A 14,775-nucleotide genomic window follows, 5' to 3' on the forward strand; every position below is an offset into this window, starting at 1 on the left:
ACGCGCGTGAACGCGGGGTGATCGGATACCAAGGGCCCATGGCGGTCTTCGTCGCGCTCGGCGCGTTCCTGATGACGCTGGCCGGCGGCTGGACGGCGCAGCGGGTGACCGACCGGCGCCACCTGGTCCTGGGCCTGGCCGGCGGCCTCATGCTGGGCGTGGTCGGCCTCGACCTGCTGCCGGAGGCCCTGGAGGCGGCGGGTGACGAGGTGTTCGGCGTCCCCGCGGCCCTGCTGCTCTTCGTGGCCGGATTCCTCCTGGCCCACCTGGTGGAACGCCTGCTGGCGGCCCGCCGCGCCGCACACGGGGGCGACGAGCACGGCCACCGCTCGCCCGAGGTGGGCCTGACGGCCGCGGCCGCGATGGTCGGGCACAGCGCGATGGACGGCGTGGCGATCGGCGCCGCCTTCCAGGTCGGCGGCGGCATGGGCGCCGCGGTCGCGCTGGCGGTGATCGCCCACGACTTCGCGGACGGCTTCAACACCTACACACTGACCAGCCTGTACGGCAACGCCCGCCGCCGCGCCGTCGCGATGCTGGTCGCCGACGCGATCGCCCCCGTCGTCGGCGCGTCCTCCACGCTCCTGTTCACCATCCCGGAGCAAGCGCTCGGCGCCTACCTCGGCCTCTTCGGCGGCGTGCTGCTCTACCTCGCCGCGGCCGAGATCCTCCCCGAGGCACACCACGAGCACCCCGCCCGCTCGACCCTGCTGTGCACGGTCGCGGGCGCGGCGTTCATCTGGCTGGTGGTCGGCATCGCGGAGTGAGCGCCGGCGACGGAAGGCGCTCACAACTTCCCGCCCCGCCCGCCCTCGCGCCGGGCGGGCGCGATGAGCGTCGACAGATACGGCAACGGCGCCCCGTCCAGCTCGCCCGCCGGCCGCACCGACTCCTCCGGCAGCCCCAGCGCCGACCCCCACACGGCGTCGTCGAGCCGCCCGCTCTCCCGCAGCGCCTCCGCCACCTCCGCCGCCTGCCGGCCGAACTTGTAGGCGACGACCGTGCCGGGCCCGTGCAGCGCCTCCTTGAGCACGGCCGCCCCGGCGGTGACCGGCACCAGCGTCAACGGCTCCGTGCCCTCCGTCAGCACGGCCCCCGACCGCGCCGCGAGGTCCTGCATGGCGGTGATCCCCGGCACGGTCTCCACGACCGTCCCCGGCACGAGCGCGCCGACGGTCTGGGCGAGGTAGGTGAAGGTCGAGTACACGTTGGGATCACCGATGGTCGCGAACGCGACGGCGGCATGCGCCCGCAGCAGCCCGGCCACCCGCTCCCCGGCCGCGTCCCAGGCCGCCTCGCGCCGCGCCCGGTCGGTGCGCTCGTTCAGCGCGAACACGACCCGCACGATCTTCTCGGCGCCCACGTAGTGCAGCACGGTCGCCTCGGCGCGGCCCCGTTCCCCGGTGTCCATCACCGGTACGACCACGACATCGGCGGCCCGCAGCGCGTTGACGCCCTTCACGGTCACCAGCTCGGGGTCACCGGGCCCGACCCCCACACCGATCAGCCTGCTGCTCATGACGTCCGGCACCTCTCCACGAACCGACGGGCGACACCGGGCTCGGCCGCCCAGTGCGTGTGCAGATAGCTCGCGTGCACACCGCGCTCCACGAATCCCTCGACGCGCCGCTCGGGCGCCCGCATCCCCCACGCCGGCGCCGCCCCGGCCCCCGGCTCCACCACGGTCCGGTGGAACTCGTGCCCCCGCATCCGCGTCCCCGCGCCGGCCAGCGCACTGTCGGACACGGCCACGGCGTCCCGGTAGCCCAGCGTCAGCCGCTCCGACATCCGCGCGGAGGCGTCCAGCACCCCGCACATCGGCAACCCGTCCAGCTCCCGGCACAGGTACAGCAGCCCCGCACACTCGGCGGCGACGGGAGCACCGGAGAGCGCCAGCTTGGCCACGGACTTCCGCAGCCCCTCGTTGGCGGACAGCTCGGCGGCGTACACCTCGGGGAAACCGCCCCCGACGACGAGCCCCGCGGTCCCCTCGGGCAGCTCCTCGTCCCGCAGCGGATCGAACGTGACGACCTCGGCCCCGGCGGCGGCGAGCAGCTCGGTGTGCTCGGCGTAGGAGAACGTGAAGGCGGCCCCACCGGCGACGGCGACGCGCGCCTTCAGCCCGTCCGGCGCTTGAGGACGAGGCCGTCCAGGCCGAAAGCGGGGGTCCGGGGGCGCAGCCCCCGGGGACGGGACGGGAAGGGGCGGCGGGGGCGGGAAATCCACGGCCTCGCCCGCGTCCCAAGCCGCACAGGACAACGCACCGGCACTACGCGCCAGCCCGACCAACGCCTCCAGGTCACACCCGTCGGCAACCTGCGCACCCATCGCCGCCACGGCACCCACCGCATCCGAGCCCCGCTCGGCGACAGGGACCAACCCCAGATGCCGAGAAGGCGTCTCCACGGGCGCGGCCCTGCGCAACACCCCCAGCACCGGCACCCCGACGGAGTCCACCGCCTCCCGCAACAACACCTCGTGCCGATCGGACGCGACCTTGTTCAGGATCACGCCCCCGATCCGTACCTCCGGGTCCCAGGACACGAACCCGTGCACCAGCGCCGCCACCGACCGCGACTGCGACGACGCGTCCACGACCAGCACCACCGGCGCCCGCAGCAGCTTCGCGACCTGCGCGGTGGAGGCCAGCTCGCCCTCGCCGGCGGCCCCGTCGTACAGCCCCATCACGCCCTCGACCACGGCGATGTCGCACCCGCGCGCCCCGTGCAGGAACAGCGGCCCGACCAGCTCGGGCCCGCACAGGTACGCGTCGAGGTTGCGGCCCACCCGCCCGGTGGCGAGCGCGTGGTACCCGGGATCGATGTAGTCGGGCCCGACCTTGTGCGGCGACACGGCGAACCCGCGCCCGGCGAGCGCGGCCATCAGCCCCGTGGCGACGGTGGTCTTGCCGCTGCCGGACGAGGGCGCGGCGACCACCAGCCGGGGAACGGCGGAGCGGGAGTCGGCGGAGGTCACCACTCGATGCCCCTCTGCCCCTTCTGCCCCGCGTCCATCGGGTGCTTGACCTTGGACATGTCGGTGACGAGATCGGCGCACTCGACCAGGGCGCCGGGCGCGTTCCGCCCGGTGATCACGACATGCTGGGTCCCGGGCCGGGCGCGCAGCACCGACACCACCTCGTCGGTGTCGACCCACCCCCAGTGCATCGGATAGGCGAACTCGTCCAGCACGTACAGCCTGTACGTCTCGGCGGCCAGGTCCCGCTTGACCTGCTCCCAGCCCTCCCGGGCCTTCTCCTCGTTGTCCAGCTGCGCGTCGCGCTGCACCCAGGACCAGCCCTCGCCCATCTTGTGCCAGTCGACCGATCCGCCCTCGCCGCTGGCGCCGAGCACCCGCAGGGCGTTCTCCTCGCCGACCTTCCACTTCGCCGACTTGACGAACTGGAACACCCCGATCGGCCACCCCTGGTTCCAGGCCCGCAGCGCCAGCCCGAAGGCGGCGGTGGACTTGCCCTTCCCGACGCCCGTGTGCACCACGACCAGCGGACGATTACGCCGCTGACGGGTCGTCAACCCGTCGTCCGGCACGACACTCGGCTTGCCCTGCGGCATTACGCGGCCCTCCTGCTGCCCTGAACGTCCTTCACGAGCCCGGCGATGGAGTCCGCCCGCAGCTCGTCCAGCGTCACCGCGGTACCGCCCAGCTCACCCGCGAGCTGCCCGGCGAGCCCGAGCCGCACGGGACCCGACTCGCAGTCCACGACGACGGACGCGGTGCCCTCGGCGGCGAACAGCCGCGCGGCACGCGTCGCGAGCGCGACGGGCTCCGGACCGCCCGTGGCCCGGCCGTCCGTCACGACGACCACCAGCGGCCTGCGAGCCGGATCCCGCAACCGCTCCACCCGCAGCACCTCGTGGGCGCGCAGCAGCCCGGCGGCCAGCGGCGTACGGCCCCCGGTGGGCAGCGACTCCAGCCGTACCGCCGCCGCGTCCACCGACGAGGTCGGCGGCAGCGCCACGTCGGCCGCCGCACCCCGGAAGGTCACCAGCCCCACCTTGTCCCGCCGCTGGTAGGCGTCCAGCAGCAGCGACAGCACGGCACCCTTGACCGCGCTCATCCGCTGCCGCGCGGCCATCGACCCGGAGGCGTCCACGACGAACAGCACGAGGTTGCCCTCACGCCCCTCGCGGCTCGCCTGCCGCAGATCGTCCCGGCGCACCACGAGCCCCGGCCCGCTGCGGCCCCGGGCCCGCTGGTGCGGCGCGGCGGCCTGCACGGTCGCGGCCAGGTGCAGCTTCGTCAGCGCGCCCCGCGGCCGCCGGGCGCCCGTCGTCCTGCCGTGCTCGGTCCGCGCCCGCGAACGCCTCCCGGCCGCACCCTGACCCAGCCCCGGCACGCTCAGCACCTTGGTGCGGAACGGCTCGGCGGACCGTGCGGGAGACTGCTCACCGGCACCGCCGGAAGGCTGCGGCTCGCCACCCTCCCCGGCTTCGGGGCGCGCGGCGGCGTCCCCGTCCCCCTGGGGCGCGTCGTCGGGCTCGGGCTGCCCACCGGGGCCGCCTCCGGGCCCCGGGTCCGGGTCGTCGTCCCCGTCCCCGTCGTCGCCCGGGCCGTCCTGCCCGCCGAACTCCTCCAGCGTCTCGTCCAGCTTGTCCTCGTCGAGCCCCGGCGCGTCGAAGGGATTCCGCCGCCGCCGGTGCGGCAGCGCCAGCAGCGCCGCCTGCCGCACGTCCTCCGCGCGTACGTCCGTCCGCCCGGCCCACGCCGCCAGCGCGGTGGCCGTGCGCGCCATCACGATGTCGGCCCGCATGCCGTCCACCTCGAAGGCGGCACAGGTCGCCGCGATCTGCCGCAGCGCCCCGTCGCCCAGCCGCACCGACGGCAGCAGCTCCCGCGCCGCCACGATCCGCGCCCGTACGGCGGCCTCCTCGTCGGCCCAGCGCGCGGCGAAACCGGCCGGGTCGTCGTCGTACGCCAGCCGGCGCCGGACGACCTCGACCCGCTGGTCGGGCTCGCGCGAGGCGGCGACCTCGACGGTGAGTCCGAACCGGTCCAGCAACTGCGGCCGCAGCTCGCCCTCTTCGGGGTTCATGGTCCCGACGAGCAGGAACCGTGCGGCATGCCGCACCGACACACCCTCGCGCTCGACGTAGGAGGCGCCCATCGCGGCGGCGTCGAGGAGCAGGTCGACGAGATGGTCGTGGAGCAGGTTGACCTCGTCGACGTACAGGATCCCGCGGTGCGCGTCGGCCAGCAGGCCCGGCTCGAAGGCCTTCACGCCCTCCGCCAGCGCCCGCTCGATGTCGAGGGCGCCCACCAGCCGGTCCTCGGAGGCCCCGACGGGCAGCTCGACCATGCGGGCCGCACGCGAGGCGAAGGCGCCCGGCGCGTGCGGGCCGTCCGGGCAGCCCGGGTCGGGGGAGTCGGGATCGCAGGAGAAACGGCACCCGGAGACGACGTCCACCTCCGGCATCAGCGCGGACAACGCCCGCACCGCCGTGGACTTCGCGGTGCCCTTCTCGCCGCGCACCAGCACACCGCCGACGGCCGGGCTCACTGCGTTCAGAAGCAGGGCCAGGCGGAGATCTTCCTGTCCGACCAGGGCAGTAAAGGGATAGGGCGTGCTCACGCGGTGATCACTCCTTCGAGGGAAACGCGCCAAGACCACTCGCGGCGGGGCCGCAGAGCCGTCATGGTCGAAGCTTGTTCCCCGCCGACGCGGGGATGGTCCTGCCGTGTCACCAGCGGTAGGCGGTGTGCTGGTGTGCTCCCCGCACTCGCGGGGATCTCCAGGGGGATCACGCGTCTCCCTCCAGATCTCCCTCAAGTTCGAGGTAGGTCGCCCGGAGCCGGTCCAGGGTCTCCTGGTCCGGCTCCGCCCACAGACCGCGGTCGGCGGCCTCCAGCAGCCGCTCGGTGATGCCGCGCAGCGCCCAGGGGTTGGACTTCCTCATGAAGTCCCGGTTCTCCGGGGCGAAGACGTACTCGGCGCTGAGCCGCTCGTACATCCAGTCGTCCACGACCCCGGCCGTGGCGTCGTACCCGAAGAGGTAGTCCACGGTGGCCGCCATCTCGAAGGCGCCCTTGTAGCCGTGCCGCCGCATCGCCGCCATCCAGCGCGGGTTGACGACGCGGGCGCGGAAGACGCGGTGGGTCTCCTCGCCCAGCGTCCGGGTCTTCACCTGGTCCGGGGTGGCGGAGTCGCCCACGTACGCCTCCGGGCTCTCGCCCGTCAGGTGCCGGACCATGGCGACCATGCCGCCGTGGTACTGGAAGTAGTCGTCGGCGTCCACGAGGTCGTGCTCGCGCGTGTCCACGTTCTTCGCCGCCACCGCGATCCGCCGGAACGCCGTCTCCATGTCCCCGCGCGCCGCCCGCCCGTCCAGCCCGCGCCCGTAGGCGTAACCGCCCCACACCGCGTACACCTCGGCGAGGTCCGCGTCGGAACGCCAGTTGCGCGCGTCGATCAGCGGCAGCAGACCCGCGCCGTACGCGCCCGGCTTGGAGCCGAAGATGCGGGAGGTCGCCCGGCGCCGGTCGCCGTGCTCGGCGGTGTCCTCGTCGGCGTGGGCGCGGACGAAGTTCTGCGAGGCGGGCTCGTCCAGCTCCGCCACCGCCCGCACCGCGTCGTCGATCAGCCCCACCACGTGCGGGAACGCGTCCCGGAAGAACCCCGAGATGCGCACCGTGACGTCGACGCGCGGCCGGCCCAGTTCCGCGAGCGGCACCACCTCGAAGCCCGTCACCCGGCGCGAGGCGTCGTCCCAGACGGGACGGCACCCCAGCAGCGCCAGGATCTCGGCGATGTCGTCGCCCTGGGTGCGCATCGCGGACGTGCCCCACACCGTGAGGCCGACCGACTTCGGGTACTCGCCGGTGTCGGTCAGGTACCGCTGGATCAGTGAGTCCGCGAGCGACTGGCCCACCTCCCAGCTCAGCCGGGACGGGATGGCCTTCGGGTCGACGGAGTAGAAGTTCCGGCCGGTCGGCAGGACGTTGACCAGGCCGCGGGTCGGGGAGCCCGACGGCCCGGCCGGCACGTACCCGCCGTCCAGGGCGCGCAGGATGTGCCCGATCTCGTCCGTGGTCCGGGCGAGGCGCGGCACGACCTCGGTGCAGGCGAACTCCAGCACCGCGACCGCGTCGGGGAGTTCGGTGCCGAGCACGTCACGGACCAGGTCCGGGACGGCCGCCGTGTCCCACGCCCGCAGTTCCATGCCCTCCGCGATCCGCCGGCACAACTGCTCGAGCAGGTCGATCGCGTCGGCCGCCGACCGGGCCGGGCCGTCCACCAGGTCAGCCAGCTCCACCGGCACCTTCACCGGGGCGCCCGGCTCGGCCAGCAGCTCCTTCTCGACCAGCCCGAAGTGCTCGGCCAGCGACGCCCTGAGGCCCGGCAGGGCGTTCGCCTGCCCGCCCCACACCTGCGAGGCGCGCAGCACCGCCAGGACGAGGTTGACGCGGGGCTCGCCGACCGGGCCACCGCCCAGGACGTGCAGGCCGTCGCGGATCTGCACGTCCTTGATCTCGCACAGGTAGCCGTCGATGTGCATGACGAACTCGTCGAACGCGTCGTCGTCCGGCTGGTCGTCCACGTGCAGGTCGTGGTGGAGCTCGGCGGCCTTCACCAGCGTCCAGATCTGCGCCCGGACCGCCGGCGCCTTCGCCGGGTCCAGGTCGGACACGAGCGCGTACTCGTCGAGTAGCTGCTCCAGCTTGGCCAGGTCGCCGTAGGTGTCGGCGCGCGCCATGGGCGGGACGAGGTGGTCGACCACCGTGGCGTGGCCGCGTCGCTTGGCCTGGGTGCCCTCGCCGGGGTCGTTGACGATGAACGGGTAGATCAGCGGCAGGTCGCCGAGGACCGCGTCCGGTGCGCAGCCGGCGCTCAGCCCCAGCCCCTTGCCCGGCAGCCACTCCATCGTGCCGTGCTTGCCCATGTGCACGATCGCGTCCGCGCCGAAACTGTTCTCCAGCCAGCGGTAGGCGGCCAGGTAGTGGTGCGACGGGGGCATGTCCGGGTCGTGGTAGATCGCGATCGGGTTCTCCCCGAAGCCGCGCGGCGGCTGGATCATCACCACGACGTTCCCGAACCGGAGGGAGGCCAGCACGATGTCGTCGCCGTCCACGTACAGCGAGCCCGGCGGCTCGCCCCACGCCTCCCGCATGCCCTCCCGCAGCTCCGGGTCCAGCTTCTCGAACCAGGCCCGGTAGTCGGCCAGCGGCACCCGCGCGGGCGCCGCGGCCAGCTGGTCCTCCGTCAGCCACTCCACGTCGTGACCGCCGGCCGCGATCAGCCGGTGGATCAGCTCGTCGCCCTCGGACGGGTACCCGGTGACCCCGTACCCCGCGTCCCTGAGCGCGTCCAGCACCCGCACCGCCGACGCCGGGGTGTCGAGGCCGACGGCGTTGCCGACGCGGGAGTGCTTGGTCGGGTACGCCGTGAAGACCAGCGCGACCCGTTTGTCGACGTTCGCCTTGTGCCCGAGCGCCGCGTGCCGGACGGCGATCCCGGCGACCCGCCCGGCCCGCTCGGGGTCGGCCACGTAGACCGGCACCTCGTCCGGCCCCTGCTCCTTGAACGAGAACGGCACGGTGACGAGCCGCCCGTCGAACTCCGGGATCGCGACCTGCATCGCCGCGTCCATCGGGGACAGCGCCGCGTCCGACGCCTCCCAGGCGGCCCGGGAGGAGGTGAGGCAGAGCCCTTGCAGCACCGGGATGTCCAGGTCGGCCAGCGCACCGATGTCCCAGGCCTCCTCGTCGCCGCCCGCCGATGCCTGCGAGGCGTGCGTGCCGCCGGCCGCGAGGACCGTGGCGACCAGGGCGTCGGTCCGGCCCAGCAGCTCGTACAGCCCGGGGTCCGCGCCGCGCAGCGAACCGCAGTACACCGGCAGGGCGTTGGCGCCGCGGGCCTCGATCGCGTCGCACAGCGTGTCGACGAACGCGGTGTTGCCGCTCAGCTGGTGGGCGCGGTAGAAGAGCACGCCGACCGTGGGACGGCCCTCGGTGAAGGGGCGTTCGCCGTGGACGCCGTACTCCGGCATCTTCTCCGGCTCGTCGAAGCCCTCGCCGGTCAGCAGCACCGTGTCCGACAGGAAGCGGGCCAGCTGGGTGAGGTTGCCCGGGCCGCCCTCGACCAGGTAGCGCAGCGCCTCGGCCACCACCCCGGCCGGGACCGACGACTCGGCCATCAGTTCCGCGTCCGGCACGTTCTCGCCGCCCAGCAGGACGGTCGGGATGCCGGCGGCGCTGAGCGCGGCGAGCCCGTCCTCCCAGGCGCGTTTGCCGCCCAGCAGGCGGACGACGGCGAGGTCCGCGCCCTCGACCAGGCCCGGCAGCTCCTCGTGGACGTCGACCCGGGTCGGGTTGCCGATCCGGTAGGCGGCGTCCGACGCGCGGGCCGCCAGCAGGTCCGTGTCGGCGGTCGACAACAACAACACTGTGCTCATGCGGGCGCTCCCGGTGGAATGAAGGGCAGTCCTTGCGGCGCGCCGGACTCGATGAGCCGCCACAGCGCGTCGGTGTCCGCGTGGTGTTCGATCAGGTCGCCGAGCCGGTCGAGCTGCTCCTCGCGCAGCGCGGCGAACGAGGTGTCGGGGGCGGGCACGAAGCGGCGGCCCGCGGCGGCGGCCACCTCGCGCAGGAACGCCCGCCGGAAGCCGTCCGACTCCAGCGAGCCGTGCCAGTGCGTGCCCCAGGTCTGGCCGACCCGGCAGCCGTCCAGGCTGCGTCCTCTGTCATCAGAGATGAACGCATCACCTTCCACGACTTCGGCGACCCCGTGGTGGATCTCGTATCCCTCGACGCGCTCGCCGAGGGCCTCGCCCACCGGCCGGGTGAGGGTCTTCTCGCGGTCGAACCGCACCCGTACGGGCAGCAGCCCGAGCCCGTCCACGTGCCCGGCGCGCGACTCGACCTCGTCGTCGATGTGCTCCCCGAGGAGCTGGAAACCGCCGCAGATGCCGAGCACGGGCCGCTGCTCGGCCACCCTGCGCACGATCGCCTCCGCGAGCCCCCGCTCCCGCAGCCACTCCAGCGCCCGGACCGTCCCGCGCGTCCCCGGCACGATCACCAGGTCGGCGTCGGCCAGCTCCTCCGGCCGGTCCACGAACCGCACCACGACGCCCGGTTCGGCGGCCAGCGCGTCCACGTCCGTGAAGTTGGACATCAGCGGGACCGCGCAGACGGCGACCCGCAGCACGTCCTCGCCGACCGGCGGGGCGACGACGGACTCCCGCACGGTCCCGCGCAGGGAGACGCGCAGTCCGTCCTCCTCGTCGATGCCGAGCCCGTGCCGGAAGGGCAGCACGCCGTACGTCCGCCGCCCGGTGAGCCCGTGGAGCATGTCCAACCCCGGTTCCAGGAGCGACACGTCACCCCGGAACTTGTTCACGAGGAACCCGGCGACCAGCGCCTGGTCCTCGGGCGCCAGCAGTGCCACCGTGCCGAAGAAGGAGGCGAAGACGCCCCCGCGGTCGATGTCGCCGACGACGAGGACGGGCAGTCGGGCGCCCCGGGCGATCCCCATGTTGACGATGTCGGTGCGGCGCAGGTTGATCTCGGCCGGGCTGCCCGCCCCTTCGCAGATCACCGCGTCGTACGTGCCGCGCAGTTCGGCGAGCGAGTCGAGCACCGTGCCGAGCAGCCGCTCCTGGCGCCCGCCGTGGTAGCCGCGGGCGCTCATCTCGCCGACCGGTCTGCCGAGCAGCACGACCTGGCTGCTGCGTTCCCCGCCGGGCTTGAGCAGGACCGGGTTCATGTGTGCGGTCGGCTCCACCCGGCAGGCCTGGGCCTGCATGGCCTGGGCCCGTCCGATCTCGGCGCCCTCGCGGGTCACGAAGGAGTTCAGCGACATGTTCTGCGCCTTGAACGGCGCCACCTTCACGCCCTGGCGCACCAGCCAGCGGCAGATCCCGGCGGTGACGACGCTCTTGCCGGCGTCGGAGGTGGTGCCGGCGACGAGCAGGCCACCGTTCATGACGTACGTCCCTTCGTGACGCCCCGGTTCTTCAGGGAGGCGGTCCCGCTCGCGAGCAGTCGCACGCCCGCGCACACGCCCAGCGCCAGCCCGCCCACGCGCCGGGAGAGGCGTACGGCCCGCGCGATGTCGCCGGAACCGGCGCGTACGGCGCGTCCCGCGGCGCCGTTGAGGACGGGCCGGTGTTCCACCCGGCCGCCGTACGAGAGCGTCCCGCCCAGCCGCACGCCCAGGGCGCCCGCGAACGAGGCCTCCACGGGCCCGGCGTTGGGGCTCGGGTGCCGCCCGGCGTCCGCACGCCAGGCCCGTACGGCGCCCCGCGGGTCGCCACCGGCGACGGTGGTCAGCACGGCGGTGAGGCGGGCGCCGGGCCAGCCCGCGAGGTCGTCGAGGCGGGCCGAGGCCCAGCCGTAGCGGCGATACCTGGGCGACCTGTGGCCGACCATGGCGTCCAGGGTGTTCACGGCCCGGAAGCCGAGCAGTCCGGGCACCCCGGCCACGGCGCCCCACACCAGGGCGCCCACCACCGCGTCGGAGGTGTTCTCGGCGACGGACTCCACGACGGCCCGGGCGATCCCGTCGGCGTCCAGTGCCTGCGGGTCCCGCCCGCACAGGTGCGGCAGCCGGGCCCGGGCCGCCTCGACGTCCCCGGCCTCCAGGGCCCGGCCGATCGCGTCCGCCTCGCGGGCGAGCGACGTACCGCCGACGACGGCCCAGGTGGCCGCCGCGGTCAGTGCGACCGAGGCGGCGGGGGAGCGGCGTACGGCACGGGAGGCGGCCAGCCCGAGGGCGGCGGTGCCACCGGCGCACACGGCGGTGTGCAGGGCGCCCCAGCCCCGGTGGTCCCGCCACAGCACCCGTTCCACGGCGCCCGCGGCACGGCCGAACGCGGCGACCGGGTGTCCGCGGCGCGGGTCGCCGAGGAGGAGGTCACCGAGGAGGCCGGCGGCGGCGCCGTACGCGAAGACGCGTCCGGCACGCATGGGCTCAGCCGGTCACACGGGCAGGAAGGCACCTGGTACTGGGCGTCGAGCGGTGGCGGCAGCCGGGCATCGCGTCATGTCCTCACTCAGGGTGTCCACGCCCTGGTTCGAAGAGTCCGGCGGTGAGAGTTCCTGGCTCCCGGGGGTCCTGATCCCCGGTCACAGTGGCGGGACCGCGCCGGATTCGCACCGGGCTTCCTCTCCTGCCGCCGTAGATGGCCCCGGAAGTCCACCACGGCCCGCGAACACCCGTCAACCTGGCGTTGACCTGCGACGGGGGAGTGTGCGAAGGCCCACACCCCGAGGGTGTGCGCCGGCACGCGAAGAGGCGGGGCGCGGAACGGTTCGAGTCCGTTCCGCGCCCCGCCCCGGGGCGTGCGCGGTGGTGCGCGGAGCGCTCAGGCGACGATCAGATAGATCCCGTACGCCACCGCCGCCGTGCAGGCCGCGAAGCACGCGTACGCGCCGGTGACCGCGAGGGCCGCGGAGCCGCCCTGGGCGGCGGCCCGCTCCTGGCGGGAGAGGCCGACGATGCCGAGGGTGAACAGGCCCACCAGGGCCACCGTGACCACGAGGCTGATGCCGAAGACGGAGCCGAGGGCTGCCCAGTCGATGCTCATGGAGGTTCGCTTCCTTCGTACCCGGTTCGCGGGCTCAGACGGTGGTGGTGGCCGACGGGGCCTTGGGATCGGCGGTGGCGGCCGGGGCCGGGACGGTGGCCGCCAGGTCCTCGGTCACGCCCGCCGGGGGCGGCGACACGGCGGCCATCGCCGTGGTGACCACACCGGCCGGCTCGTCGGACCCGGGCTCCTCCGTGTCGACGACGTTGGTGTGGTCGACGACCTCGCGGCGGGAGATCCGCCAGATCGCGAAGCTGGAGGCGACCAGGAACACCGCGACGAGGGCCGTGCCCCAGTCGCCGGCGCGGCAGACCCACTCGGCGAGCGCGGCGACCAGGGCCGCGGCCGGCAGCGTCAGGCCCCACGCGACGAACATCCGGGTGGCCGTGGACCAGCGGACCACACCGCCCTTGCGGCCGAGGCCCGCGCCCATCACCGCACCGGAGACCGAGTGCGTGGTGGAGAGGGAGAAGCCGAGGTGGGAGGAGGCCAGGATGACCGTGGCGGCGCTGGTCTGGGCGGCGAAGCCCTGCTGCGGCTGGAGGTCGGTCAGGCCCCTGCCCATGGTGCGGATGATGCGCCAGCCGCCCAGGTAGGTACCGAGCGCGATGGCCAGGCCCGCGGACAGGATGACCCACACGGGCGGGTCGGAGTCGGGGGCGAGCGAGCCGCCGGCGATCAGGGCGAGGGTGATGATGCCCATCGTCTTCTGGGCGTCGTTGGTGCCGTGGGCCAGCGAGACCAGACCGGCCGAGGCGATCTGCCCGGCGCGGTAGCCCTTGGCGGAGGCCTTGCCGTCGGCCTTGCGGCCCAGCGAGTACGTCATCCGGGTCGCGAGCAACGCCGCGACGCCGGCCACGATCGGGGCGGCGATCGCCGGGAGGAGCACCTTGGTGACGAGCACGTCGCCGTTGACCGCGCCGATGCCGGCCGAGGCGACGGCGGCACCGATCAGGCCGCCCATCAGGGCGTGCGAGGAACTGGACGGGAGTCCGACCAGCCAGGTCAGCAGGTTCCAGAGGATCGCGCCGACCAGTGCGGCGAAGATGACCTCGGGACGGATGCCGGTCTCGTCGACGAGACCCTTGGAGATCGTGTTGGCGACCTCCACGGAGAGGAAGGCGCCTACAAGGTTGAGGACGGCGGACATCGCCACCGCCACCTTGGGCTTGAGCGCACCGGTCGAAATGGTCGTTGCCATCGCGTTCGCGGTGTCGTGGAAACCGTTCGTGAAATCAAACGCGAGTGCGGTTACCACCACAATCGCGAGGATCAGCGAGAAGCTTTCCATTTACCCAGGCAATCGTTCGAGGTCGTTGGCGCGTCGAACGTAGGTAACCAGGGTGAACGGAAGATGAACTGGGCAGGGCGCCACGGTGACCGGAAGCGGTGCCGGAACCTCCCTCTGCGTGGCCGCTCCGGTGCTCTCCGGAGACGCGCCTGGCAGGATCGCCGGAAAGCCGTTCGGCGACGGGTCGTGAGTGGCGTCCGGGACGCCCGGGAGGAGACGGTGACTGTGACGTATTCGCGGGCCGCGGGGGCGGACGGGACCGGGGAGTCCCCCGGCGGACGGGCCGGGGAGCCGGCCACGGAGGCGGCCTGGGCGGAACTCGTCGCCACCGCCCGCCGGACGGTGGCGGACGGACTGGTCGTCGGCACCTCCGGCAACGTCTCGGTGCGGGTCGGCGACACGGTCCTGGTCACCCCGTCGGGCGTGCCCTACGACCGGCTGACCGCGGCCGACGCGACCGGCGTCGACCTGGACGGACGGCAGGTCCTCGGCACGCTGGTCCCCACCAGCGAACTGCCCATGCACCTGGCCGTGTACCGCGCCGACCCGGCCGCCCGTGCCGTCGTCCACACCCACGCCGTGCACGCCACGGCCGTCTCGCTGCTCGTCCCCGAACTCCCGCCCGTGCACTACATGACCGCCGCCCTCGGCGGCCCCGTCCGGGTCGCCCCCTACGCGGCCTACGGCACCGCCGAACTCGCCCGCGGCATGCTCGACGCCCTCGCCGGCCGCACCGGCTGCCTGCTGCGCAACCACGGCACCATCACCTACGGCACCTCCCTCGACCAGGCCTACGACCGGACCGCCCAGCTCGAGTGGATGTGCCGCCTGTGGCTGACGGCCTCCTCGGTGCCGGGCCACTCGCCGTCCCTGCTGACGCCGGACCAGCTCACGGAGGTGACGGAACGCCTGCGCGGATACGGGCAGCGGAGCTGACGCGTG

General features: G+C 74.0%; 11 protein-coding genes and 1 riboswitch. Of the genes, 2 read left to right on the forward strand and 9 right to left on the reverse strand.

Going from position 1 to position 14,775, the window contains the following annotated elements; genetic code table 11:
* The first annotated feature begins 38 nt into the window (after positions 1 to 38).
* Positions 39 to 767 (forward strand): ZIP family metal transporter, encoded by a 729-nt coding sequence (locus Sco07f_RS30275; protein ID WP_007448032.1) that lies wholly within the window; start codon positions 39 to 41, stop codon positions 765 to 767.
* Positions 768 to 787: 20 nt separating this feature from the next.
* Here Sco07f_RS30275 and cobI read toward each other — a convergent pair whose 3' ends face one another.
* The 9 genes from cobI to pitH all read right to left on the reverse strand — a co-directional run bounded on the left by cobI (position 788) and on the right by pitH (position 13,833).
* On the reverse strand, positions 788 to 1,519 hold the full coding sequence (gene cobI, locus Sco07f_RS30280; protein ID WP_054101625.1) for a precorrin-2 C(20)-methyltransferase: 732 nt from the start codon (positions 1,517 to 1,519) through the stop codon (positions 788 to 790).
* Positions 1,516 to 2,976: a cobyrinic acid a,c-diamide synthase CobB gene (locus tag Sco07f_RS30285; RefSeq protein WP_108989723.1), complete on the reverse strand. Its 1,461-nt coding sequence runs from the start codon at positions 2,974 to 2,976 to the stop codon at positions 1,516 to 1,518. Before Sco07f_RS30285 ends, cobI begins: the two co-directional genes overlap by 4 nt.
* Positions 2,973 to 3,572, reverse strand: coding sequence for a cob(I)yrinic acid a,c-diamide adenosyltransferase (gene cobO / locus Sco07f_RS30290; protein WP_108989696.1), 600 nt, complete (start codon positions 3,570 to 3,572; stop codon positions 2,973 to 2,975). Before cobO ends, Sco07f_RS30285 begins: the two co-directional genes overlap by 4 nt.
* Complete coding sequence (locus tag Sco07f_RS30295) at positions 3,572 to 5,590, reverse strand: putative cobaltochelatase (protein ID WP_108989697.1); 2,019 nt, start codon at positions 5,588 to 5,590, stop codon at positions 3,572 to 3,574. Before Sco07f_RS30295 ends, cobO begins: the two co-directional genes overlap by 1 nt.
* Before the next feature lie 169 nt (positions 5,591 to 5,759).
* Positions 5,760 to 9,410 carry a cobaltochelatase subunit CobN gene (gene cobN, locus Sco07f_RS30300; protein ID WP_108989698.1) on the reverse strand — a complete coding sequence of 1,217 codons (3,651 nt, stop codon included), beginning with the start codon at positions 9,408 to 9,410 and terminating at the stop codon, positions 5,760 to 5,762.
* Positions 9,407 to 10,939, reverse strand: coding sequence for a cobyric acid synthase (locus Sco07f_RS30305; RefSeq protein ID WP_108989699.1), 1,533 nt, complete (start codon positions 10,937 to 10,939; stop codon positions 9,407 to 9,409). Before Sco07f_RS30305 ends, cobN begins: the two co-directional genes overlap by 4 nt.
* A complete protein-coding gene (locus Sco07f_RS30310; protein WP_054101580.1) occupies positions 10,936 to 11,922 on the reverse strand; it encodes a cobalamin biosynthesis protein in 987 nt (328 codons plus the stop codon). Before Sco07f_RS30310 ends, Sco07f_RS30305 begins: the two co-directional genes overlap by 4 nt.
* A 107-nt stretch (positions 11,923 to 12,029) precedes the next feature.
* Positions 12,030 to 12,171: riboswitch (cobalamin riboswitch) on the reverse strand.
* A 149-nt stretch (positions 12,172 to 12,320) separates the two neighbouring features.
* Positions 12,321 to 12,542, reverse strand: a complete 222-nt coding sequence (locus Sco07f_RS30315) for a hypothetical protein (protein WP_007448028.1) — start codon at positions 12,540 to 12,542, stop codon at positions 12,321 to 12,323.
* A gap of 34 nt (positions 12,543 to 12,576) precedes the next feature.
* Positions 12,577 to 13,833: a low-affinity phosphate transporter PitH gene (gene pitH / locus Sco07f_RS30320; protein WP_108989700.1), complete on the reverse strand. Its 1,257-nt coding sequence runs from the start codon at positions 13,831 to 13,833 to the stop codon at positions 12,577 to 12,579.
* 225 nt (positions 13,834 to 14,058) lie between these two features.
* On the opposite strand from pitH, the gene Sco07f_RS30325 reads away from it, so the two are divergent.
* Positions 14,059 to 14,769 carry a class II aldolase/adducin family protein gene (locus Sco07f_RS30325; protein ID WP_042825881.1) on the forward strand — a complete coding sequence of 237 codons (711 nt, stop codon included), beginning with the start codon at positions 14,059 to 14,061 and terminating at the stop codon, positions 14,767 to 14,769.
* Positions 14,770 to 14,775: the final 6 nt, after the last annotated feature.

The sequence above is a fragment of the Streptomyces coelicoflavus genome, assembly GCF_003112555.1.
Taxonomy (GTDB): domain Bacteria; phylum Actinomycetota; class Actinomycetes; order Streptomycetales; family Streptomycetaceae; genus Streptomyces; species Streptomyces coelicoflavus.

Bases quoted from the DNA above. Each gene is read 5' to 3' on its own strand.
- Sco07f_RS30315 (WP_007448028.1), bottom strand. From the start codon at position 12,542: ATGAGCATCGACTGGGCAGCCCTCGGCTCCGTCTTCGGCATCAGCCTC.
- pitH (WP_108989700.1), bottom strand. From the start codon at position 13,833: ATGGAAAGCTTCTCGCTGATCCTCGCGATTGTGGTGGTAACCGCACTC.
- cobI (WP_054101625.1), bottom strand. From the start codon at position 1,519: ATGAGCAGCAGGCTGATCGGTGTGGGGGTCGGGCCCGGTGACCCCGAG.
- Sco07f_RS30305 (WP_108989699.1), bottom strand. From the start codon at position 10,939: ATGAACGGTGGCCTGCTCGTCGCCGGCACCACCTCCGACGCCGGCAAG.
- Sco07f_RS30310 (WP_054101580.1), bottom strand. From the start codon at position 11,922: ATGCGTGCCGGACGCGTCTTCGCGTACGGCGCCGCCGCCGGCCTCCTC.
- cobN (WP_108989698.1), bottom strand. From the start codon at position 9,410: ATGAGCACAGTGTTGTTGTTGTCGACCGCCGACACGGACCTGCTGGCG.
- Sco07f_RS30275 (WP_007448032.1), top strand. From the start codon at position 39: ATGGCGGTCTTCGTCGCGCTCGGCGCGTTCCTGATGACGCTGGCCGGC.
- cobO (WP_108989696.1), bottom strand. From the start codon at position 3,572: ATGCCGCAGGGCAAGCCGAGTGTCGTGCCGGACGACGGGTTGACGACC.